The organism is Vibrio vulnificus NBRC 15645 = ATCC 27562 (genome assembly GCF_002224265.1).
GTDB classification, from domain to species: Bacteria; Pseudomonadota; Gammaproteobacteria; order Enterobacterales; family Vibrionaceae; genus Vibrio; species Vibrio vulnificus.
The window spans coordinates 2431215-2454277 of the sequence record NZ_CP012881.1; the positions used below are offsets into that span (position 1 = coordinate 2431215).

Below are 23063 nucleotides of genomic sequence, written 5' to 3' on the forward strand. Positions count from 1 at the left end.
AGATATGATAGTTTGGAGTGTTGCAAACCAAAAAGGTGGTGTTGGTAAAACCACCACCACCGTCACTCTAGCTGGGCTACTGAGCAAAAAAGGCCATCGTGTTCTTTTGGTTGACACCGATCCGCATGCATCACTAACGACCTATTTAGGCTTCGACCCCGATGCGGTCACCAGCAGTCTATTTGATCTTTTTCAACTTAAAGAGTTTACGCGTGAAGCGGTTAAACCGTTGTTGTTGAAAACAGATGTAGAAGGGATCGATATCATACCCGCGCATATGTCTTTGGCGACCTTAGACCGAGTGATGGGCAACCGTAGTGGAATGGGCTTAATCTTAAAGCGTGCGTTAATCGCGTTGTCCAAAGATTATGACTATGTGCTGATTGATTGTCCGCCAATTCTTGGTGTCATGATGGTCAATGCTCTGGCGGCCAGTGACCGAATCTTAATTCCAGTTCAAACGGAATTCTTAGCCATGAAAGGCTTAGAGCGAATGATTCGTACGCTCGCGATTATGCAAAAATCGCGTCGAGATCCCTTTAAGGTTACCATTGTGCCAACGATGTACGACAAACGCACTAAGGCGTCGTTACAAACGTTAACGCAGCTTAAGAAAGATTACCCAAATCAAGTTTGGACATCGGCGGTGCCAATTGACACCAAGTTCAGAGACGCGAGTTTAAAACGTTTACCTGCTTCGCACTTTGCAGAAGGAAGCCGCGGGGTATTTGCCTACAAACAATTGCTGATTTACTTAGAGAGGTTAGCGATTGATGAGTAGCAAAGAAGCGGTGTTATCCAGTGAAAAAGCGTTAGATGATTACTTCAGCGCACTTTTAGACGAAGAGCAAGAGCTGGAGCTTATTGTTGAAGAGGATGAGCACGCTGCCGATTGGTCTGGGGTACCTTACGAACCAGAACTGCAAATCAAGTATTCAGAGCCAGAGTCTTATAGCTATGCCGAAACAGAGCTAAAAGAATTTGAAGCACCGAATCTGGAAGATGTTGAACGCCTACTCAGTCAACTTGAGTCAACCAATGTCGTTGACGAATTGGGCATCGACGATATTTTGGCGCAAAACACCGCGTCCATCGCTGAGCTTCAGCAAGAAACCAGTCAGGTTGTCGAAGACGTCGCTGTCATCGAAGAAGAACCGGTCGCCATCTTGGAAGAGGAAATCCAAGATTGGACAGTAGAAACCGAAGTGGTTGAAGAGATTCAGGATTGGCAAGTCGATGTCGAGGAGCCAGAAATTGCGCCCGTCGAGCTCGAACCTGAAATTGAAACCATTGAAGCTAAAGTAGAGCAAATCGCTGAAGACGTTCAGGTTGAGTTAGAAACGCAAACGTCTGCTAGTGAAAAGAAAGATTGGACCTCGACTCAACGAGATATCGCTTTCCAAGTGCTCTATTTTGATGTCAACAGCGTCACTTTTGCTGTTCCGTTGGATGAGTTAGGTGGCATCCATCAACTGACACAGTTGAACCACTTAATCGGCAGACCGGGTTGGTACCTTGGTTTGCAAACCAATCGGGATCAGCAACTGGATGTGGTTGATACGGCACGTTGGGTCATGCCAGACAAACTGGCTGATGAAGAATACAAGTCGAACTATCAATATATTGTCATGCTAGGTAATAGCATGTGGGGTTTAGCCAGCAATAAGTTGCTGGGCACTGAGCTTCTTTATCCAGAAAAAGTGCGTTGGCGCGAGCAATCGGGTAAGCGTCCTTGGCTTGCTGGCATGGTGAAAGAGAAAATGTGTGCTTTAATTCATGTAGACGCATTAATTTCCATGCTAAATGCCGGACTGGATGTAAAATCATTAAATTCAGAATTTTGAGAAGTCGGGAACGACATTAACGAGGATTAGCCATGTCTCATTCTAACGAAGTAGAAGTTAAAAAAGATCACACAAATGATGAAGTACTTCAGTGGGTGACGTTCCAGCTGGAAGAAGAAACTTACGGCATTAACGTAATGCAAGTTCGTGAAGTGCTTCGTTATACAGAAATTGCACCAGTTCCGGGCGCGCCAGATTACGTTTTAGGTATCATCAACCTACGTGGCAACGTCGTAACGGTTATCGATACACGTTCTCGTTTTGGTTTGATGGAAGGTGAAGTGACAGACAACACCCGTATCATCGTGATTGAATCTGAGCATCAAGTGATTGGTATTCTTGTCGACAGTGTTGCTGAAGTGGTTTACCTACGTTCTTCAGAAATCGATTCAACCCCATCTGTTGGTACGGATGAGAGTGCTAAGTTTATCCAAGGTGTGAGCAACCGCGATGGTAAGTTGCTGATCTTGGTAGACCTGAACAAGTTGTTGACGGATGAAGAATGGGATGACATGGCTCATCTATAATGGTTGAGATGTTTTCTAATAGTCCAGCGTTGCTTGTTGGTGCTGGACTTTTCGTCTTACTGTTGTTGGTTGTACTTCAGCTACGGATAAAAGCGACGTTGCAAACCCGTTTGGATAGCCAAGGGCAGAAGCTACGTAGCAGCGAGAAAGAGTTACAAAAAGCGAACAAGCAGCTATTGGAAGTGAGATCGGTTGTTATCGGTTTAGGCCAACGGGTCAGTGAACAGCAAGAGATCATTCAACACTTAACAGAGCGCGTGGTTGAGCTTGAACAAGCGGATACCGATGGGCGTTTGTATACTCGCGCCAGCAAAATGGTTCAACTTGGCGCAGACGTAAACGAGCTGATCAAAGAGTGCGAACTGCCAAAAGCAGAAGCCGAGTTGATGCTTTCTCTGCAAAAGAAAATTGCAGGTAAAGAGAAAATTCCACCGCTAAGCAGCCAATTGTCGGACTTAGACGAAACGGCGGCAAAAAAAGCACCGACGCGTCGTCGATAGTGTGATTTCAAGAGTTAGAGAGATAAAAAGAAGCTTCGGCTTCTTTTTTTTGTATTTGGCCAAAAATGGCCATTTCTCAATGATTCATGCATCTGAAGGAATAGAGGTGGAAAGTTCAAGGAACTCAATAATATTGAGAGACTTATCACTCTATAGAGGTAAATTTAAATAAATGTGATAACAGGTTAACAAATTCTCACCAACTGACAAACATAGAGGCTTTGTTATCCTGTCTTGTCACTTATTAGGTGTGCTAATATACCCCTCTAATTTGTGTCGCTATGAAGCCTTATGCTAGAAGTATCCAATTTAACTGCTATTCGCGATGAACGCGTCCTTTTTGAAAATCTTCAGTTTGAAATCAAACCCGGTGAGTTGGTGCAGATTGAAGGTCGAAACGGTACGGGTAAAACAACGCTACTTCGAATCGTGACTGGGCTTGGCGATAGAGATGAAGGCTCCATCAAATGGAAAGGAGAGGCGATCGAAAAAAGCCGCGACCAGTTCCATCAAGACTTGCTTTTTTTAGGCCATCAAACCGGAGTAAAAAGAGAGCTCACTGCGTTTGAAAATTTACGCTTTTATCAATCGATTCATAATTCAGATTCCTCTTCAGAACGGATTTTTCATGCCCTGACTCAAGTTGGATTGGCAGGTCGAGAAGATGTGCCCGTTGCACAACTGTCTGCTGGGCAGCAGAGACGCGTGGCGTTGGCTCGCCTTTGGTTAAGTCATCAGATTCTTTGGATTCTTGATGAACCGCTAACTGCTATCGACAAACAGGGTGTCAAAGTGCTTGAGTCACTGTTTTCCAACCATGTCGATAATGGGGGCATCGTAATCTTGACGACACACCAAGATATGTTTGCAGATAGCCCGAAACTCAGAAAAATTAAATTGGGTGATTGAGATGATTGCTGCAATGACAACCATTATTCGCCGTGAGCTGCTTATTGCCTTTCGCCGCCAAGCTGACATTTTGAACCCACTGTGGTTCTTTATCATTGTCATTACGTTGTTTCCCCTCAGTATTGGTCCTGAGCCAAATTTGTTAGCACGTATTGCAGCAGGCATTGTTTGGGTAGCGGCATTACTATCTGCTCTATTATCTTTAGAACGTCTGTTTCGCGATGATTTTCAAGATGGTGCGCTTGAACAAATGATGTTGATGCCGATCCCGTTGCAACTTGTGGTGATTTCAAAGGTCATAGCTCATTGGTTATTAACGGGACTGCCATTGATACTGATCAGTCCGTTGTTGGCGATTTTGCTCTCATTGGATTTTAATACGTGGCTTTCGGTGGTTCTGACGCTTCTTGTTGGAACACCAACGCTGAGTTTTATCGGTGCAATTGGTGTGGCGTTAACGGTTGGATTACAAAAAGGCGGTGTATTACTCAGCCTGTTAATCTTGCCTTTGTATATCCCAATTTTGATTTTTGCGACGTCAGCGATTGATGCAGCAGCGTTAGGTATGACGTATAACGGCCAGTTAGCCATATTGGGAGCGATGTTGGTTGGCGGTATGACACTGACACCATTTGCTATTAGCGCTGCCCTGAGAGTTAGCGTTAACTAACTATACCGAGAATGATTAACTGATGTTGATACAAGATCGGATCAAAGAATTATTATTAAAGCACTGCTAGTGTAACACGCTAAGTTTGTGCCTGAGTGAAGTAAGAGTGAGAACTAAACATGTGGAAATGGCTCCATCCTTATGCAAAGCCAGAAACAGCCTACCAGCTTAGTGGTAAGTTGTTACCTTGGTTTTCCGTTTTAGCCCTGATCTTTTTGACGGTAGGTACAGTGTGGGGACTTGCATTCGCACCCTCCGACTATCAACAAGGTGACAGTTTTAGAATCATCTACATTCATGTACCTTCGGCGATTTGGTCGATGGGTGTGTACATGTCGATGGCCATAGCCGCATTTATCGGCCTAGTTTGGCAAGTCCGTCTTTCTGAAATGGCGGCGTTGGCGATGGCGCCAATCGGTGCTGTTTACACCTTTATTGCGTTGGTAACGGGGGCCGTATGGGGCAAGCCGATGTGGGGCACTTGGTGGGTATGGGATGCTCGCTTGACCTCCGAATTAATTCTTCTATTTCTCTACTTGGGTGTGATTGCGCTTTATCACGCATTTGATGACCAGAAAACAGCGGCAAAAGCGGCGGGCATCTTGGCTATTGTTGGTGTGATTAACCTGCCAATTATTCACTTCTCCGTAGAGTGGTGGAACACCTTGCACCAAGGCGCCACCATTACCAAATTTGCTAAGCCTTCCATTGCTTCAACCATGTTATGGCCGCTGCTAACGAATATTTTGGGCTTTGCGTTTTTCTTTGCTGCGGTGACGATGGTGCGTTTCCGTAACGAAATTATCAGTAAAGAAAGTCATCGTCCTTGGGTGCGCCAGCTGGCGCTTGGCAAGACTCAGTGAGGGTTTTAGATCATGCATTTTGAATCTCTGAGCGAATTTTTTGCTATGGGTGGGTACGCTTCTTACGTATGGGGCGCTTTTGGTATTACCTTTTTGTCCATGCTGATTCTATTGATCAGTAGCTTACGTCGTAGCGATGCACTTCTTAAAGAAGTAAAAGCGAAGATAGATCGTCAGGCACGTATCGATGCCGCGAAGAATATGGAGAACACCCTATGAATCCAAGACGTCAAAAGAGACTGGGGATTATTTTAGCGATTTTAATCGGTGTCAGTGCCACTATCGGTTTGATGATCTACGCCTTGAACCAAAACATGGATCTTTTCTATACCCCAACCGAATTGGTGAATGGCAAAGATGATGGCACTAAGCCAGAAGTTGGTCAGCGCCTACGTATTGGTGGAATGGTGGTGATGGGGTCTGTGAGACGCGATCCAGAATCTCTCAAAGTACGCTTTGATCTTGCGGATGTGGGTCCTAAAGTGACCATCGAGTACGAAGGCATCCTGCCCGATTTGTTCCGTGAAGGGCAAGGCATCGTTGCTCAAGGTGTATTAAAAGACGCCACAACGGTTGAAGCGTTTGAAGTTTTAGCAAAACATGATGAAGAGTACATGCCACCAGAAATCGCAGAAGCGATGAAAAAAACGCATGCACCGCTTCAATACTCTGAAGAACAAAAACAAGGAAGCGGCCAATGATTGCTGAAATCGGTCACTTTGCCCTCATCGTCTCACTGGCGATGGCGGTATTATTGAGCTTGCTGCCCCTGTGGGGAGCCTCAAACAACAACACCATGCTAATGAACAGTGCACGTCCGCTCTCTTGGGCAATGTTCATCATGCTGTTTATCTCTTTCATCGTGCTGAGCTACGGCTTCTATGCCAATGACTTCACGTTACAATACGTCGCAAGTAACTCAAATAGTCAGTTACCTTGGTATTATCGCCTTACCGCGGTGTGGGGTGCGCATGAAGGTTCATTGTTGCTATGGGTACTTATCCAAGCCGCATGGACGGTCGCCGTGGCCACGTTCAGCCGCGGTATGCCACAAGAATCTGTGGCGCGAGTACTTGCTGTGATGGGGATGATTTCAGTTGGCTTCCTTCTGTTTATTATCGTTACTTCAAATCCATTCTTGCGTACGTTGCCATTCTTCCCAGTCGATGGTCGTGATCTAAACCCACTGTTGCAAGACCCGGGTTTGATTGTTCACCCACCTATGCTCTACATGGGTTACGTTGGCTTCTCTGTGGCATTCTCTTTTGCGATTGCCTCGCTGATGACTGGTCGTCTTGATACTGCGTGGGCTCGTTGGTCTCGCCCGTGGACAACCGCTGCATGGGTTTTCCTAACATTAGGTATTGCACTTGGCTCTTGGTGGGCATACTACGAGCTTGGCTGGGGTGGCTGGTGGTTCTGGGATCCAGTAGAAAACGCCTCTTTCATGCCTTGGCTTGCGGGTACCGCGCTAATGCATTCACTTGCGGTTACCGAAAAACGCGGCACGTTTAAAGCGTGGACAGTGCTACTGGCGATCTCTGCGTTCTCATTAAGCTTGTTGGGTACTTTCTTAGTCCGTTCAGGCATCTTGGTTTCGGTACACGCGTTTGCGTCCGATCCTTCTCGCGGCATGTTTATTCTTGGTTTCCTCGTCTTTGTGATTGGTGGTTCGTTGCTGCTGTTTGCTGTTAAAGGTGCAGCGGTGCGCGTGCGTGGTAATTTTGACTTGGTTTCTCGAGAAAATGCGCTACTGGCAAACAACGTACTATTGATTGCCGCCTTAGTGGTTGTGTTGGTGGGTACGCTTTTACCATTAGTGCACAAGCAAATTGGTTTAGGCTCGGTTTCTATCGGCGCACCTTTCTTCGACATGCTATTTGCATGGCTGATGATGCCTTTTGCGTTCTTATTGGGTATTGGTCCTCTGATTCGTTGGAAGCGTGACCAACTTTCACACCTGATTAAACCAATGGCCATTTCTGGTGTGCTGGCGTTTGCATTGGGCTACCTGTGCGTTTATCTGTTGGCGGATTTCTTCGATGTGATGGCATACATCGGCTGGGTGATGGCCATCTGGATCATCGCAATGCACGGCTTCGAGCTTTATGAACGTGCAACGCATCGTCATCCATTCTTGACTGGCGTACGTAAGCTACAACGCAGTCACTGGGCAATGATGCTCGGCCATGTTGGCCTCGCAGTGACGGTGATTGGTATTGCGATGGTGCAAAACTACAGTATTGAACGCGACGTGCGTTTGGCGCCTGGCGAGCATTTCCAAATTCAGGGTTACGATTTCTATTTCTCAGGTCTTCGTGACAAAGATGGTCCGAACTACGACGGCTATATCGCAGACTTTGAAATCAGTCATAACGGTCAGTACGTCAATACATTGCATGCAGAAAAGCGTTTTTATCGCACTGCAAAATCAATGATGACCGAGGCAGCAATTGACCGTGGCATCACGCGAGATCTCTATATTGCTATGGGTGAGCGCTTGGAAGACAACCGTTCTTGGGCTGTTCGTATTTACTACAAACCGTTTGTACGTTGGATCTGGGCAGGTTCTCTGATTATGTCGTTTGGTGGCTTGTTGGCCATGTCAGACAGGCGTTACCGTTTCCGTAAAAGCAACAAAGCCGAGACGAAAACCAAGCTAAATGAGCAAGAGGCATAAGATGAACAAGAAAATTCTGTTTATACCGTTGTTTGCCTTTATGGCACTGGCTGTGGTTTTTGCCACTCAGTTGGTTAAAAACCAACAAGGTGATGATCCAACCAAGTTGGAATCGGTTTTGGTGGGCAAGCCAGTCCCAACTTTTAAGCTAGAAGATCTGGCTGAGCCAGGCAAACTCTACGATCAGTCGGTTTTCAAAGGTGAACCGCTGCTGCTGAATGTTTGGGCGACTTGGTGCCCGACGTGTTACGCCGAGCACCAATACCTAAACGAACTTGCTGGCAAAGGCGTCAAGATCATCGGTATGAACTACAAAGATGATCGCACCAAAGCGGTGGGTTGGTTGAATGACTTAGGCAATCCATACCTCATTAGTTTGTTTGATGGCAATGGCATGCTTGGTCTCGATCTTGGTGTTTACGGTGCACCGGAGACCTTCATTATCGATGCGAATGGCGTGATTCGTTACCGTCATGTTGGGGATGTCAACCCGCGTAACTGGGCTGAAACGCTGGAGCCGCTCTACAACAAATTGGTCGAGGAGGCGAAACAATGAAAAAGCTTCTTTTGGCCTTTTTGGCTGCTATTACCTTCTCGCTTGCGGCACACGCAGCGATTGAGGTGTATGAGTTTGATAATCTTCAGCAAGAACAACAGTTCAAAGAGTTAGGGCATACCTTGCGCTGTCCGAAGTGTCAGAACAACACCATTTCTGACTCCAATGCCGAGTTGGCTCAAGATTTGCGCCAGAAAGTGTATGAGATGACCAAAGAAGGCAAGTCTAAGCAAGAAATCGTTGATTACATGATTGCGCGCTACGGAAACTTCGTGACTTACAACCCACCACTGACACCAGCAACATCCATTTTGTGGCTAGGGCCCATTGGAGTGATTGTCATTGGTTTTACTTTGATTGTTTTGAGAAGCCGTAAGCGCAAAACAGCCAACCAAGCCGAGGATGAGGCATGGGATGCTGAAAAAGAAGCTCGTCTTAAAGCGTTATTAGACGAAGAGAACAACGGAGACAAACAATAATGACTCTTTTTTGGTTATCCACTGTCGCGCTTACTTTGGTGGCGTGTGCATTGATTGCAATGCCGTTGTTAAAGCAAAAAGCCAATAATGACGACATATTACGCGACGAGCTGAATAAAGCTTTCTATAAAGATCGCCTCTCTGAACTTGAGGAAGAAACATCAGAAGGATTGGTTGAAGATCAGCAAGATTTGATTGCTGACCTGAAACAATCGCTGCTCGATGATGTACCGGGAGAAAAGAAACAAGCAGAAAGCAAAATTTCGCCCATGGCGGTCTTGATCCCATCGGTGATTTTGACTGTCGCGCTAAGCTATGGTCTATACATCAAGTTTGGTGCCTATCAAGATGTGGTGAAATGGCAAGAAGTGAATGCGAACTTGCCTGAGCTTTCGAAAAAATTGATGTCTTCCAGCGCAGAGCCTTTAAGCGACGATGAAATGGAAGACCTGACTTTAGCATTGCGTACTCGCTTGCATTATCAGCCTGATGATGCGACAGGGTGGTTGTTACTAGGTCGCATTGCTTTAGCGAATCGTGACGTCAACACTGCGATTGATGCGATGCAAAAAGCGTTTGATCTGCAACCAGAAGATGCTGACATCAAACTGGGTTACGCACAGGCACTGATGCTGTCACAAGACGAAATGGACCAAAATACGGCACGTTCGATTTTGAGCCAGTTGGTTCGCGAAGACTATGTTGACTTACGCGTATTCTCTTTGCTGGCATTTGATGCATTTGAACGTCAAGACTTTGCTGCAGCCATTAAGTACTGGAGCATCATGCAACAAATGATTGGTCCAGAAGACAGCCGATACGAAATGTTGGCGCGCAGTATTGAAAGTGCCAAGCAGCGTATGGGCGAGAATGTCGCCACAGGTAAGAGCGTTGCCGTTACCATCGAGCTTAGCCCGCAAGTGCAGGCGGATCCGAACTCAGTGCTGATCGTCTCTATACATAACGCGGATGGCTCACCGATGCCCGTTGCTGCAGCTCGTTACCCACTGGGGACATTCCCTCGTACCGTGGTATTGGATGATGGCAATAGCATGATGCAAGGGCAAAAGCTTTCTAGCTTAAGTGAGCTGATGGTTCGTGCCCGTATCGATAGTGATGGTAACGTGGCAACTCGTGACGGTGACTGGTATGGCGAAAGCAAACCCGTTGCGTTAGGAACACCAGTGACAGTCAGTATTAATAATCAATATTAATCTTGTTGGCTATCAAGTAGAATCATCAAGGTCAGTGAATACTGGCCTTGATTTTTATCTATCGGCAAAATAGTTGCCAACGAAATGGAAATAAAAATGCATTACAAGGGGAAGTCTCTCGCGACACTATTACTACTCTTGTTTGGCTTGGCTGGATGTTCAAGTGTGCCAGACGAGCAACAAGAGCAGAACGATGAGGCATCAGCACAACACCACTATGAAGGCGATCCGTTTGAGTCGTTTAACCGCTCAATGTGGACCATCAACTACGATTATCTTGACCCTTATATCGTGCGTCCTGTCTCTTTAGCTTACGTTGAGTACACGCCTGGGCCAGTAAGAGTCGGCGTCGCCAATTTCCTCTCTAACCTCGATGAGCCTTCCAGCATGGTGAATAACATCATTATGGGAAATGGGCAGCGAGCCGTGGACCACTTTAACCGTTTCTGGATTAACTCGACTTTTGGCTTGCTCGGTTTGATCGACATTGCTTCTGCAGCTGGCATCACCAAGCATGATGAAAAAGCGTTTAGCGACGCCGTCGGCCACTATGGCGTTGGTAATGGTCCCTATTTGATGATCCCTGGCTATGGTCCTTACACCGTAAGGGAAGTGACAGATACCGTTGATGGTATGTATGTTCCTCTGGTGTACCTCAATTTTTGGGCTGGGCTGGGTAAATGGGCGCTAGAAGGAATGGAAAAACGCGCCTTACTCGTGAATCAAGAAGGGCAGTTAGAGGCCTCTCCGGATCCTTACGCGTTAACTCGTGAAGTGTATCTCCAGCGACAAGCATTCAAAGCGGAGATCAAAAAAGAGGAAGTGGATGTAGAGGAAGAAGCGCTGCTTGATGAGTATTTAGACGAGTATTAGTCGTCGACTAAAGATGGTGTTCTTAGTCCTCTCAAACCCAATGAGCGACTAAAAAATCCGCAGATAGCGAAAATGAAAAAGGGCTTAGTCAACACTAAGCCCTTTTGGATCTGCGTATGAACGAGATTAGAAGCGGTAGTTCGCTTGAACACCAATTAGCCACACGTTACCGGTTACTTCGCCTGAGAATTCACCACCGAAATCAGCAGGGTCGTTAAATGGATCGGCGTTAGGATCTCTTGACTCATACATTTTTGCATCTTTTGCAAAAATATAAGTAAAGCCTGTATCGATTGTAAGTTGCTGGCCCAACTCATAGCTAGTTCCGATACTTAGCCACAAGCGATCGGTTTCGGGAATTGTTGCTGTACGGTTTTCTTCACTCACTGCAGATGTGTCGTACGCAACACCAGTGCGCAAAGTCCATTTGGGGTTCATTTGGTAAGTTGAGCCGATGGCAAAGCGATAGTTGTCTTTCCAGTTTTCTTTTTTAATCAAATCTGATTGTTCATTTGGAAAATCGGCTACAAGTTCTTCAAAACTACTCCAATCGGTCCAGTTGACGCTAGCGTGAACTGAAAATTTATCACTCAATTTATGAAAGCTAGCTAACTCAGCTGTTGCTGGAAGAGTTAGAGCCATGGAGCCATTTTTATGAGAGTTTGGTGCGGTCTTGTTGAAGCCCAAGCCTTTAGCATATCCTTCTAGTTTCAAGTCGACTGCGGATTTGTAGGTAAATCCGAGGCGATGATTGTCGTCAATCTGCCATGATGAACCTATTTGCCAACCCCAAGCAGTATCGTCTCCTTCCATATATTTGAGAGTTGTTCCACCTAGGTTTCCACCTTGTGGAGGAATCGATGCTCCGAAGCTTCCTTCGGCAACGATGTAGCGTACGCCACCACCTACAGCAATCTGCTCGTTAAGCTGGTAACCAATATTTAAGTTTGCTTCCTTACTGATCACACTGGCTTCATTACCAAAGTTTGAACCCGCAAATTCTTTGCCCAAATCCGTTTCCATACCGTAGTTGGTGCCTAGTGCAAAGCCAATCGCAAGTTGGTCATTGTAACGATGTGCGATGTAAAGGTTAGGAATAATTGCATCATGGGCAAAGTCTTTTGCACTCGCAGGTAAACTAATCCCGTTACCAACATGCATTTCGCCTTCCACATCAATATTTGGGTTTACATAAATCGCACCAACAGAGACTTGTGTACCCTCTAGGTAGGTCAGCATCGCCGGGTTGCGCCATTGTGCGCTTGCGTTGTCTGCCATCGCTGCTTCACCAGCGTATGCGCGGCCAAGGCCTGTTGCCGAGTATTCTGCTAGCTGGAAGCCTGCTGCATTTGCAAGGTTTGCACTAGAAAGTAGGCCAAAAGCCACTGCTGTTGATAGGAGAGTCTTGTTGGTTTTCATTATGTTGTTCGCTGATATTAGTGAATATGTGGGGACGAATTGTAGATCTAGAGCAAAAGCTTTAAAAACCAAATGCCAATAAAACAGTGTATTCAGACTAATTACCTATAAAAACGAGACTGGATGATTGAATATGCTATTTGTTATCGGCTTGTTTTGAAATTTGAGCGTACACGCGTGTAATGAAATGGCCAATCCAGCAAACAGTTGTGCTCTGAAATAGTGAGATATAGAAGGGAAAATAAAGAAAAAGGGCTGGTAGACCAGCCCTTTAGCACAGAGGTTTTTTCTAATTTTCTATTAGAAAGTACGGCTATATTGTAAGCCGAACAAGATGGCGTCTGCGTGCGTAGTCGCTGAAATCGAAGACACATTTACAGGTAACGTCGGATGTGGAGTTGATTCGTTTACTTCAACATCTTTACCCATTAGGTAGGTAAAACCAAAGTCAATGTTAGACTTAGTATCAATGTGATAAGTAAAGCCAGTGGATAGCCATTGACGATCTGAGTCAGGCACTGAAACCGATGTTAGTGAATCTTGTGCACTGGTGTCATACATGTAACCAGCACGTAGCGTCCAGTCGTTGTTTAGGTAGTAAGTACCACCAATAGCGTAGTGCCAACCATCTTGCCATTCATAAGCTTTGTCGTAGCTTCCGGTAAGTGTCGAGTCTTTTAAATTGCGGAATTCAATTTTATCAAATGCACCCCAGCCAATGTATTGGATGGAGTAGTGAACCGCAAACTTGGTGTCGGTAATTTTGTGGTAACCCGAAAACTCCGCCATATCTGGTAGTGGTAGAGTGATCTTTTGGCCTTTGTCATCTTCCGCTTCCATTTCTGGGCTATAGCGGTAAGAGAAACCAAAACGGTTGTTTTCATCTAGCTCGTATACTGTCCCTACGTTGAAACCAACAGCCCAACCATCCGCTTTATCTACGTCTAAAAGTGGTGTAGTAGATCCTGACATTTCGCGTTTCATTGTGCCTTGGCCGTAGATGATGTCTAAACCAGCACCGAAGCTCCATTGCTCGTTAAGGCGATATGAGCCTGATAAACCAAAGTTGGCGCTTTTCACATCCGTCAGGCCGCCATACTCGCGAGCAACAAAACTGTCATCAAACTCTGTTTTAGTACCAAAGTTTGAATAAGCGTTAACACCCCAAGCAAACTTATCGTTTACTGGCATAATAAAATGAATATTTGGTGCGATAGAGGTATCGCCAGCATCATCATAGTTGGAATCAAATGAGTTGCCAGGTTGGGTAATTACACTATATTTTGCATCCTTCACTTCAATCATTGAAGTAATGCTTTCAAAACCAAGCGATAGGGCTTTTTCATCAAAAAGCGCCATAGCGGCTGGGTTACGTGCCATTACGGCGGCGTTATCTGCAATGACTGCATCGCCGGCGAATGCGCGGCCGATACCTGTTGCAGATTGCGCGTTAATTTGGAAACCTGCTGCCATTGTTTGGCCTGAAGCCAATGCAACAGTCACTGCTAGGAGAGACTTTTTAAACAGACGCATGTTCTGAGTCATTTGATTATTCCTTTTTGTTGCCGCCTCTAAATGGGCGTTGTTTTTGAGCAATTGCTCAGTGGTGGCTGATCCTAGTCGTAAGAGTAGCAGATACAAATCCGACCATTGACCTAAAATGGGTGAAAATTGCAAAACTGGCGGTTATCTGGCAGGAAATGGCGTCTAAAACGCACAAAATAGAGTTTTAACTCTAGCGATATGGGTTTGGTGAATGGTTTCGTGTGGATTAATAATGCAAAAAGCCGCAAGTTAGCAGTAACTTGCGGCTTTTGTCGGCGAAATACTGACTAAACAAGAGGTTTAATCATAGGTGCGAGTTTTTCAGCAAATTTTTTGGTGTCTTCGCCATTTTCTCCTACCAAGATCAAGCTGGTATCGCCAATAGGAATGATAATGCCATTCATCCCGTCTTTGGCGAAATCCGCTTCTGCTGGGCTCTTAATTGGCGCGATAAACAGCGTGATCTTGCCTTTATCTCCCTGGAAAATCATATGCAATGCATTGGCATGACCAAAACCACAGTGATTCAGGTAATAAACGTGGTATGGGAAGTTTGCATCAAAGTAGTAATCCAGTGGCGATAACTTAGCGTTGATCTGTACGGAGGTCACTTGCTCATCGATGTGTCGCACAAAGCCACTTTCTGCGACCACGTGTTTCATCGCTGTATCTGCCAAGCTCGCTTGCGCAGGTGTCACAATGAGGTTACCCCAGTTAATTTGACCGACCAATAAGCCTGCCGTGAAGGCAAATGAAGCGGCTAGCGCCATTGCTTTACGGACGAAATTCGGCCTGACAATTTTATCATCACTCGCGTAAGAAGTTTGTTTAAACAAGATTTTGTCAACAAGCTCTTCAGGCACATCCACTTTCATTGCTTGTTTGATTTGTGCATCCAAATCCAGCACATCTTCAGCAAATTTTGCATTGGAATCGCTGCTGTTGAGCGCTTGCAAAACTTCTTCGTCACGGCTTTTCGGGTCCGACAAAATACGGCGACGAAATTCTAAATCATCCATTTTTTTGCCCCCTTTGAGTTTGGTCTGAGTCTAACAGTTCTTTCAACTGATTTCTTGCGCGAAACAGACGCGTCATTACCGTATTTTTATTGAGATCAAGGATATCTCCAATCTCTTCACCGCTAAATCCCCCCACAACTTGGAGAAACAGTGGCTCACGATATTCCACGTCTAACTTCATAATTTGCGCTTGCAACCATTCTTGCTGGTGGTGTTCATCATCAGTGACTTTAGCATCGTTGCCATAGTCATCAATATCCACGAGATCGAACTGTTTTCTTTCAAAACGACGTGCATTCTCTCGTCTCAAAATCGTAATGAGCCAAGATTTTGCGGCTTTTTCATCTTGTAGGCTATCTAAAGATTTCCACGCTCTAAGGCAGGTCTCTTGCACAAGATCTTCGGCAATGGATTGATCTTTGCAAAGCCAGTAAGCGTAACGGTACAAATCTCGATGATAGGCTCGTACAAGTGCTTCGTATTTTCTTTGTCTGTCCATTTCCGTATTGACCGGAGCGTCAGACGTTTTCTTTCGGAATAATTCAAATATTGCCACAGAAGCCTCCATACCTGCTCTGTGTGGGAATAGGAATGCATTTTTAATCGTATGATTCCTATCTGTTTTATCAATCAAGCGAGCCCGACACCTAGTCTAACGTAAATATTGATAAAAGAAATATTACAATTATCTGTTGTATAACAAACAAGATTTTGATTCCGCTTTAACGTCGGAGTCCCATTGGACCTTATTGTTGGAGAAGAGTTCTATTTAGCATATCGATAATTTTACACCTAAATGGGACGAAACCTGGCGAAAAGTGTTGCGAGCACTCGTTCGTAACCCAGTTCGTAAGCTAAGAAGAATAGAAATAAAGTGCAATTTAGATGATAAAGATCAGGGAAAGTCAGGAATAACGCTTTGTATACGCACCAGTTAGCGCTAAATCACCATAAAATTGATCTAATTCAAAATCTGTAGCGACAAACTGGCTATAGTAAACCCTGTCATCTAGTTAACCCTTTGGGTTAGCGTGTTGAGCAAGATGACACTTCCTTTTGAAGGCTGACTTTACTTTCTCCTAATCAGGAAACTGATTATTTTCAATTGGCGTAAGTTAATTGTTTTATACCAATTCCAACCACACAGTACTGTGTGGTTTTTTTTTGCCTCTCAACTACCTGCCGTTGACATTCTGGTTGATAATTGTCTGTAAGTTATTGAAATAAAAATAAGCATGCAGAGAGATTAGAATAATAGATCTACTAACCTCACGTTTATTTAAACGCATGTTTGATAAATTTAACAAACTGATTACAATGCATCAGGTCAGACCTCTTGTTATTAAGGAGAAACAATGGGCAAGCAGGAAGTGAAAACACGTCAGGGCGAGCGTGTTGCTATCGTCGCGGGGTTAAGAACTCCCTTCGCTCGTCAAAGTACAGAATTTAGTCAGGTGCCAGCTGTCGACCTAGGAAAAATGGTTGTTAGCGATTTGTTAGCGCGTACTGATATTGATCCGAAGCTGATTGAACAAGTGGTGTTTGGTCAAGTAGTTCAAATGCCGGAAGCGCCAAACATTGCCCGTGAAATCGTGTTGGGGACGGGCATGAACATTCATACGGATGCCTACAGTGTCACCAGAGCGTGTGCCACCAGTTTCCAATCGGCGGTGAACGTGGCAGAAAGCATTATGGCTGGAGCGATTGATATTGGTATTGCCGGTGGTGCGGATTCTTCTTCTGTCTTGCCTATCGGTGTCTCGAAAAAGCTTGCTGCGAGTTTGTTGGCGTTAAGCAAAACCAAGACGTTGGGCCAAAAACTGAAAGTACTTTCTGGTTTGGGACTGAAAGATCTCATGCCGATACCCCCTGCTGTTGCGGAGTATTCTACAGGGCTCTCTATGGGCCAAACCGCAGAGCAAATGGCAAAAACGCATGGCATCACGCGTGCGGAGCAAGATGCGCTGGCGCATCGTTCTCACACGTTAGCGTCGCAAGCGTGGCGTGACGGTAAGATCGCCGGTGAGGTGATGACGGCATTCCCAGAGCCGTATAAGAAGTGGATAGCGGAAGACAATAATATTCGTCATGACTCTACCTTAGAAGGCTATGCCAAACTTCGTCCAGCGTTTGACCGTCAATATGGCAGTGTGACCGCGGCAAACAGTACACCGTTAACCGATGGTGCTGCAGCGGTGTTATTGATGCGTGAAGGCCGTGCCAAAGAATTGGGTATGGAGATCCTTGGTTACATCCGAGGTTATGCTTTCTCAGCGATCGGCGTTGAGAGCGATATGTTGATGGGACCCTCTTACGCCACGTCGAAAGTTCTACAAAATACAGGTCTAGCGCTTTCTGATCTCACTCTGATTGACATGCATGAAGCGTTTGCAGCGCAGGCGCTGGCGAACGTGAAAATGTTTGCTTCAGATAAATTTGCTCAAGAGAATCTTGGCCGCTCAAAAGCGATGGGTGAGATTGATATGGACAAGTTTAATGTGCTCGGCGGTTCCATTGCTTATGGTCACCCTTTTGCGGCAACGGGCGCACGCATGATGACGCAAACGTTGCGTGAGTTGAAACGTCGTGGCGGTGGTTTAGCGCTGAACACGGCTTGTGCGGCTGGTGGTTTGGGTGCTGCGATGATTCTGGAGGTTGAATAATGAGTGAGCAAAAAGCGTTTAATCTAAAGATTGATGAGCAGAACATTGCATGGCTTGGCATTGATGTTCCAAACGAAAAAATGAATACCCTTCAAGCGGCTTTTGCCGATGAAATGAAGGCGATTTTTGCTCAACTGAAAGACAGCAGTGGCCTAAAAGGGTTGATCGTTCATTCGTTGAAACCTGACAACTTTGTTGCAGGCGCGGATGTGCGAATGCTAGAAGCGTGCAAAACGGCTCCTGAAGCAGAAGCCCTTGCACGCCAAGGACAAGAGTTATTTCAACAACTTTCTGATTTGCCTTATCCAGTGGTGGCTGCAATCCACGGCCCGTGTCTGGGTGGCGGTTTGGAATTGGCGTTAGCGTGTGATTTTCGTGTGTGTAGTGACGACGACGCCACTCGTCTTGGTTTGCCAGAAGTCCAGCTTGGTCTATTACCGGGTTCTGGTGGTACTCAGCGTCTCCCTCGTTTGATTGGTCTTCTTCCTTCATTGGATCTTATCCTGACGGGTAAACAGCTTCGAGCCAATAAAGCCAAAAAATTGGGCGTTGTTGACGCTTGTGTGCCACAAACTATTTTGTTGGATGTGGCAAAGCAGTTTGTTGAAAAAGGCAAGAAGCGCGCAAAACAAAAGGTGACGACAAAAGAGAAATTGCTCTCTGGGAGTGGGCTAGGGCGTAAGTTTGTGTTTGAACAAGCGGCGAAAAAAACGCACGAAAAAACACGTGGTAACTACCCAGCGACTGTCGCCATCTTGCAAGTCATCCAGCATGGCCTTGAAAAAGGGATGAAGCAGGGCTTGGAGCTGGAAGCGAAGCGCTTTGGTGAGTTGGTCATGAGCAACGAGTCGAAGGCTTTACGTTCGATTTTCTTTGCCACTACGGAAATGAAAAAAGAAACGGGCAGTGAAGCAAAACCAAGTAAAGTCGGAATGGTCGGCGTGCTTGGTGGTGGCTTGATGGGCGCGGGTATCAGTCACGTCAGTGTGGCGAAAGCCAAAGTGCGAGTACGCATTAAAGACGTCAGCGATGACGGCGTTCTGAACGCCTTGAAATACAACTACAAGTTGTTTGATAAGCAGCGCAAACGCCGCATTCTCTCCAAAGCACAACTGCAGAGCAAAATGCTGCAATTGAGCGGAGGAACCGATTTCACCAGCTTTAATCGCACCGATGTGGTGATTGAGGCGGTCTTTGAAGATCTGTCGCTCAAGCAACAAATGGTGGCGGATATTGAAGCAAATGCGAAGTCGGAGACTATCTTCGCGACCAATACCTCTTCTTTGCCAATCCATAAAATTGCCGAGAAGGCACAGAGGCCTGAGAACATTGTGGGTTTGCACTACTTTAGTCCGGTAGAGAAAATGCCATTGGTGGAAGTCATTCCGCATGAATCAACGTCGGAAGAAACCATTGCCACAGTGGTCGCTTTGGCGAAGAAACAAGGCAAAACGCCGATTGTGGTGAAAGACCAAGCGGGTTTCTATGTGAACCGAATTCTTGCGCCGTACATGAACGAATCTGCGCACATTTTGCTAGCAAATGAGCCGATCGATAAGATCGACACCGCGTTGTTGGATTTTGGCTTCCCGGTAGGCCCAATTACTTTGCTGGATGAAGTGGGTGTGGATATTGGTGCGAAGATCATGCCTATCCTTGTTGCTGAGTTGGGTGCTCGCTTTAAAGGGCCAGATGTGTTTGATGTGCTTCTCAATGATGGCCGCAAAGGTCGCAAGAGTGGAAAAGGCTTCTACACCTATAAAGGCAAGAAGAAAGAGGTGGATAAGTCCGTATACAAACTGCTGAAACTCACCCCAGAGTCGAAGCTGAGCGACAATGACATTGCGCTTCGTTGTGTGCTACCAATGCTCAACGAAGCGGTACGCTGCTTGGATGATGGCATTATTCGTTCTCCTCGTGATGGTGACATTGGGGCTATTTTTGGTATCGGTTTCCCTCCTTTCCTCGGTGGCCCGTTCCGTTATATGGACCAATTTGGTTTGAAGGAGTTGGTAGAGAAAATGAACCAATTCGCAGAGAAATATGGCGATCGCTTTGCGCCGTGTGATGGCTTACTCACGCGTGCGGGAGAAGGACGTCGTTTCTATGACAACTAGTTTCTAAACCAGCCAATGGCTTAGTGCAAAAAAGTAAAACAGGCTACTCTCGGGTAGCCTGTTTTGTTTGCTTCTTTGCTTGCCTGCTTGTTTCTTTGCTCAATATCTAAACCAGATTGAATGCTAACCGAGGCCGACATCTTTTGGCCTTAGCTGAAACTCTTCAATCGAGCCAATTTCCTGACCAAGGTGAATTTTCGGTGCATCGGCGTGGGCGATACCTTGTGTATGCATCACTAAACGATTCGCTGTTCTTGGTTTGAGTTCATTTACCACAAAGCGGATCATGTCGGCACGAGTTAAGTTTTTCAGCTCCTCGAGCACTTTCTCGCGCTGATTGAACTCAATGTCTTTATTGCCGATGGCAACCCACAAACGTTGCGCTCTGCTGCGTAAGGTGGTGTCTGGTGCGGAGATTTGATTCCAGAGTCCGCGCTTACTGCTGTGCCATTGATATTCATTGAGCTCTAGCAACACCATGTAAAACGCATTCAAAAATTCATCAATCGAGCGCACTAATTCCGCTGGTGCTGAGTTTGGCGATTGCACATACAGCACGATTCCGGGGTGTTTGTTTAATGGCATGTTGCCGGTTCCCACCATGTAACCAAGTTGCTGTTTAGTGCGAATTTCGTGGAAAAAGGTTGCAGACATCAAGTGGTTGGCAAGAGAGTAAAGTGCGATGCTGTGCGGTGAGGTGTCTTCACATTGATGATAAATCACCACCGCAGAGTCCTGTTGGCCACATTCCACTTCTCGTTGGAAGCTGCCATTTGCACCAAGCATAATCAGTGGACGCAAGGCTTCTTCGTAGCGTTGTTCTTTAACACGCAGCGCATTTTTGAGAGTTGTTGCCATATCATGAGCTTGTTGTCGTTGCCAATCACCATAGACAAACATTTCCACGTGAAGCTCTGCCAATATTTCATCGACGAACTCGGCCAACTCTTCCACTTCAATCTCCTGTAAGGCTTCAATGAGCTTGGAAAAGGGAGGGTTGTTTGGCTGTAAAATGCCTGTCATTGCATTAAATAGTTGAGAAATAGGACGATCTTGCGCCGAATTTCGCCAACTGCGGAGCAACTGTTTTTTGATGTTGTCAAATCGAATCGGGCTGAAATCTCGCGTTGCAAAGCGCTTGAGGATCATCTCAAGCAACTGTGGCAGTTTTTGTGAGAAACCCGAGAGCGTTAGGGTGACGCCGCCTTGATGAGCGTACATGTTGTACCCCATTCCGGCAATTTCGGCTTGATAAGTTTCTTTGGCCAACGAGTCGAGGAACATCTCAACACACAGTCGGGTTTTGACAATATTCTTCGCCGAAGAAACCGCGTGTGGGCTGTCTATCGCCACGTAAAGCACCCCTTTAGGTACTTTAAATTCGGTGTCCTGTAAGTGCCAGAGGCGGAACCCTTCAAGATCTTCAATCAACTGTGGCAGGGTTTCATCCGCTTCGAGCGGATTGGGATCCAGTTCGTAACAGATAAATGGGTTTCGCGCTGGAAGCTCAAACCCCCAACCTGGGTTAATTTGCGCGTAGTTTTGTTTTTGCTCTCCACTAAAAGGCGTAACACGGTATGGGGTGAAGTACCATGCCGCTTCTTTGTCTGCCTCAAAGCCTTTTGCTATCAACGTTACGCGCAGATTTTCAACAGTAAAATAGTCAAACAAAGAGCGCAGCAGCGCCTCATCGTACTTCGCCATTTTATAATCGCCATAGATGGTGTCTTCCGCAGCGTAATGCTGCATGTTAATCACCAAATGACTGACCATGTCGAACGGTCGAGAGGGCTCTTGGAAGCGAAACGCAGACTCAAGTACCGCTTGTTTTTCTTTGTATCGCCACTCTTCAAGCCCTTCTGCTTTGATCAAACGAATATACTGGAAAACGGCTTGAATAATCTCATCGGTATGGGCGAGCCCGTCTTTCGTCAAAGTACAACTGACGGTGAAATCACGGTAATTACTGCCAGCAGCGCCACCGCCAGCAGAGAGAGAGGTCACCCAGTTTTTGTTTTTCAGCTTGAGCATCAAACTGCCTTCTCCCTCATAACCAAGCAGATGGGCAAAGTAGGAAAGCGGTTTGGTTGAGTAGTGATGATCCATGCCTGGCAGAGGAAATGTCATAATGAGCTTACGTATCTCTTTGAGCGGCTCAATGTTCACCAAAATGCCTGTGCTGTTTTCATCACTGATGGGTACGGCTATCGATTTACCCGCTAAATGGTTGTTGGTAATGGATCCGAATTTTTCTTCTGCCCATGTTTGCAGTTGATCAAGACTTTGTGGCCCATAGATAGTCAAGGTCATTAAATCGGATGAATAATGAGTGCGATAGAAGTCTACGATCTCTTGGCGAATGGAAATGCCATCTCTGTCGTTGAGCGTTTCCAAGTTACCGACGGAAAATTTTGCAAAAGGATGATTCGGATTAACCACTTCCTTATTAACTTGATAGAAGCGTCTTGAGTCGTCGTTCAATTTCAGACGATATTCAGATTCGACCGCTTGGCGTTCTTTATCCAGAGCCTCTTCGTTAAACAAAGGCGCGACAAAAAACTGACTAAATCGGTCTAGCGCTTTTTCAAAAACATTGGCGCTGACGTCAAAAAAGAAACAAGTATGTTCAGTCCCCGTCCAAGCATTATTGCTGCCGCCATGCTGGTTAATATAACTTTGAAAATCGCCTACTTTAGGGTATTTTTCCGTCCCCAAAAACAGCATGTGTTCAAGATAATGGGCAAGGCCTTCTCGTTCGATAGGATCATCAAAATGCCCGACATTGACCGCAAGAGCCGCAGCTGATTTGGTGGCGTCTTCGGAGCTGATCAGCAAAACTCTCAACTGGTTATCGAGCGTCAAGTAACGATAGTGATGAGTGTCATTTGGACTTAAGTGCACGTTGCGTCTCCGAAAATGTCAATATTGTTATTATGAACCTGAAAAGAGCGGGTGCAAATTCTCTGTGGTATTTCCATGGCGAATATTGAGATTGATAACGCTTTGCGTACCTCTCTTTAACAGATTGTTAAGAAAGTCGAAGTCTTTAGCAAGTGAATTGATATAATTGTCGCGGCTGAGTCGAATAAGATCATCAAATAAATACTCGTCATTGTGCTGTGATGGCAGCGCAAAGCGGATCGAAAAATGCAAAGAAGAATGCAAGCGCCTAAACGCGTCAAATG

Annotated in this window: 21 protein-coding genes; 16 read left to right on the forward strand and 5 right to left on the reverse strand. The window is 45.8% G+C overall.

Features of this window, described 5'->3' with window-relative positions:
* Window positions 1-4: 4 nt before the first annotated feature.
* The 14 genes from AOT11_RS11335 to AOT11_RS11400 all read left to right on the forward strand — a co-directional run bounded on the left by AOT11_RS11335 (window position 5) and on the right by AOT11_RS11400 (window position 11115).
* Window positions 5-781, forward strand: a complete 777-nt coding sequence (locus tag AOT11_RS11335; RefSeq protein WP_011079856.1) for a ParA family protein — start codon at window positions 5-7, stop codon at window positions 779-781.
* Complete coding sequence (locus AOT11_RS11340; protein ID WP_170861616.1) at window positions 774-1844, forward strand: chemotaxis protein CheW; 1071 nt, start codon at window positions 774-776, stop codon at window positions 1842-1844. The genes AOT11_RS11335 and AOT11_RS11340 overlap by 8 nt, the downstream gene beginning before the upstream one ends.
* A gap of 32 nt (window positions 1845-1876) precedes the next feature.
* Window positions 1877-2371 carry a chemotaxis protein CheW gene (locus AOT11_RS11345; protein ID WP_017420583.1) on the forward strand — a complete coding sequence of 165 codons (495 nt, stop codon included), beginning with the start codon at window positions 1877-1879 and terminating at the stop codon, window positions 2369-2371.
* The gene (locus tag AOT11_RS11350) at window positions 2371-2871 is read left to right on the forward strand and encodes a DUF2802 domain-containing protein (RefSeq protein WP_017420582.1); all 501 of its coding nucleotides are present in this window, start codon (window positions 2371-2373) and stop codon (window positions 2869-2871) included. The genes AOT11_RS11345 and AOT11_RS11350 overlap by 1 nt, the downstream gene beginning before the upstream one ends.
* A 291-nt stretch (window positions 2872-3162) precedes the next feature.
* Window positions 3163-3780 carry a cytochrome c biogenesis heme-transporting ATPase CcmA gene (gene ccmA / locus AOT11_RS11355; protein WP_011150903.1) on the forward strand — a complete coding sequence of 206 codons (618 nt, stop codon included), beginning with the start codon at window positions 3163-3165 and terminating at the stop codon, window positions 3778-3780.
* A gap of 1 nt (window position 3781) precedes the next feature.
* On the forward strand, window positions 3782-4450 hold the full coding sequence (gene ccmB / locus AOT11_RS11360) for a heme exporter protein CcmB (RefSeq protein ID WP_013571307.1): 669 nt from the start codon (window positions 3782-3784) through the stop codon (window positions 4448-4450).
* Window positions 4451-4569: 119 nt separating this feature from the next.
* A complete protein-coding gene (locus tag AOT11_RS11365; protein ID WP_011079862.1) occupies window positions 4570-5313 on the forward strand; it encodes a heme ABC transporter permease in 744 nt (247 codons plus the stop codon).
* A gap of 12 nt (window positions 5314-5325) precedes the next feature.
* On the forward strand, window positions 5326-5532 hold the full coding sequence (gene ccmD, locus AOT11_RS11370) for a heme exporter protein CcmD (RefSeq protein ID WP_017420581.1): 207 nt from the start codon (window positions 5326-5328) through the stop codon (window positions 5530-5532).
* On the forward strand, window positions 5529-6014 hold the full coding sequence (gene ccmE / locus AOT11_RS11375; RefSeq protein ID WP_011079864.1) for a cytochrome c maturation protein CcmE: 486 nt from the start codon (window positions 5529-5531) through the stop codon (window positions 6012-6014). Before ccmD ends, ccmE begins: the two co-directional genes overlap by 4 nt.
* Window positions 6011-7993 carry a heme lyase CcmF/NrfE family subunit gene (locus AOT11_RS11380; protein ID WP_017420580.1) on the forward strand — a complete coding sequence of 661 codons (1983 nt, stop codon included), beginning with the start codon at window positions 6011-6013 and terminating at the stop codon, window positions 7991-7993. The genes ccmE and AOT11_RS11380 overlap by 4 nt, the downstream gene beginning before the upstream one ends.
* A 1-nt stretch (window position 7994) precedes the next feature.
* A complete protein-coding gene (locus tag AOT11_RS11385) occupies window positions 7995-8549 on the forward strand; it encodes a DsbE family thiol:disulfide interchange protein (protein WP_011079866.1) in 555 nt (184 codons plus the stop codon).
* Complete coding sequence (locus tag AOT11_RS11390; RefSeq protein WP_011150901.1) at window positions 8546-9028, forward strand: cytochrome c-type biogenesis protein; 483 nt, start codon at window positions 8546-8548, stop codon at window positions 9026-9028. Before AOT11_RS11385 ends, AOT11_RS11390 begins: the two co-directional genes overlap by 4 nt.
* Window positions 9028-10242, forward strand: a complete 1215-nt coding sequence (gene ccmI, locus AOT11_RS11395) for a c-type cytochrome biogenesis protein CcmI (RefSeq protein WP_017420578.1) — start codon at window positions 9028-9030, stop codon at window positions 10240-10242. Before AOT11_RS11390 ends, ccmI begins: the two co-directional genes overlap by 1 nt.
* Window positions 10243-10326: 84 nt before the next feature.
* Entirely contained in the window at window positions 10327-11115 is a 789-nt protein-coding gene (locus AOT11_RS11400; protein WP_017420577.1) for an MlaA family lipoprotein, read from the forward strand.
* 126 nt (window positions 11116-11241) lie between these two features.
* On the opposite strand, the gene AOT11_RS11405 is transcribed toward AOT11_RS11400, so the two are convergent.
* The 4 genes from AOT11_RS11405 to AOT11_RS11420 form a co-directional block, all read right to left on the reverse strand.
* Complete coding sequence (locus tag AOT11_RS11405; RefSeq protein WP_026050307.1) at window positions 11242-12534, reverse strand: outer membrane protein transport protein; 1293 nt, start codon at window positions 12532-12534, stop codon at window positions 11242-11244.
* Window positions 12535-12834: 300 nt separating this feature from the next.
* Window positions 12835-14079: an outer membrane protein transport protein gene (locus AOT11_RS11410; protein WP_017420575.1), complete on the reverse strand. Its 1245-nt coding sequence runs from the start codon at window positions 14077-14079 to the stop codon at window positions 12835-12837.
* Window positions 14080-14366: 287 nt separating this feature from the next.
* On the reverse strand, window positions 14367-15098 hold the full coding sequence (locus tag AOT11_RS11415) for a DUF3379 domain-containing protein (protein WP_017420574.1): 732 nt from the start codon (window positions 15096-15098) through the stop codon (window positions 14367-14369).
* Complete coding sequence (locus AOT11_RS11420; protein WP_017420573.1) at window positions 15091-15666, reverse strand: sigma-70 family RNA polymerase sigma factor; 576 nt, start codon at window positions 15664-15666, stop codon at window positions 15091-15093. The genes AOT11_RS11415 and AOT11_RS11420 overlap by 8 nt, the downstream gene beginning before the upstream one ends.
* Window positions 15667-16453: 787 nt before the next feature.
* Between AOT11_RS11420 and fadI the strand changes: the two genes are divergently transcribed.
* Both fadI and fadJ read left to right on the forward strand, forming a co-directional pair.
* Window positions 16454-17761, forward strand: coding sequence for an acetyl-CoA C-acyltransferase FadI (fadI, locus tag AOT11_RS11425; protein WP_017420572.1), 1308 nt, complete (start codon window positions 16454-16456; stop codon window positions 17759-17761).
* Window positions 17761-19878 carry a fatty acid oxidation complex subunit alpha FadJ gene (fadJ, locus tag AOT11_RS11430; RefSeq protein ID WP_017420571.1) on the forward strand — a complete coding sequence of 706 codons (2118 nt, stop codon included), beginning with the start codon at window positions 17761-17763 and terminating at the stop codon, window positions 19876-19878. The genes fadI and fadJ overlap by 1 nt, the downstream gene beginning before the upstream one ends.
* Before the next feature lie 123 nt (window positions 19879-20001).
* On the opposite strand, the gene AOT11_RS11435 is transcribed toward fadJ, so the two are convergent.
* Window positions 20002-22779 (reverse strand): insulinase family protein, encoded by a 2778-nt coding sequence (locus AOT11_RS11435; RefSeq protein WP_017420570.1) that lies wholly within the window; start codon window positions 22777-22779, stop codon window positions 20002-20004.
* Window positions 22780-23063 lie beyond the last annotated feature (284 nt).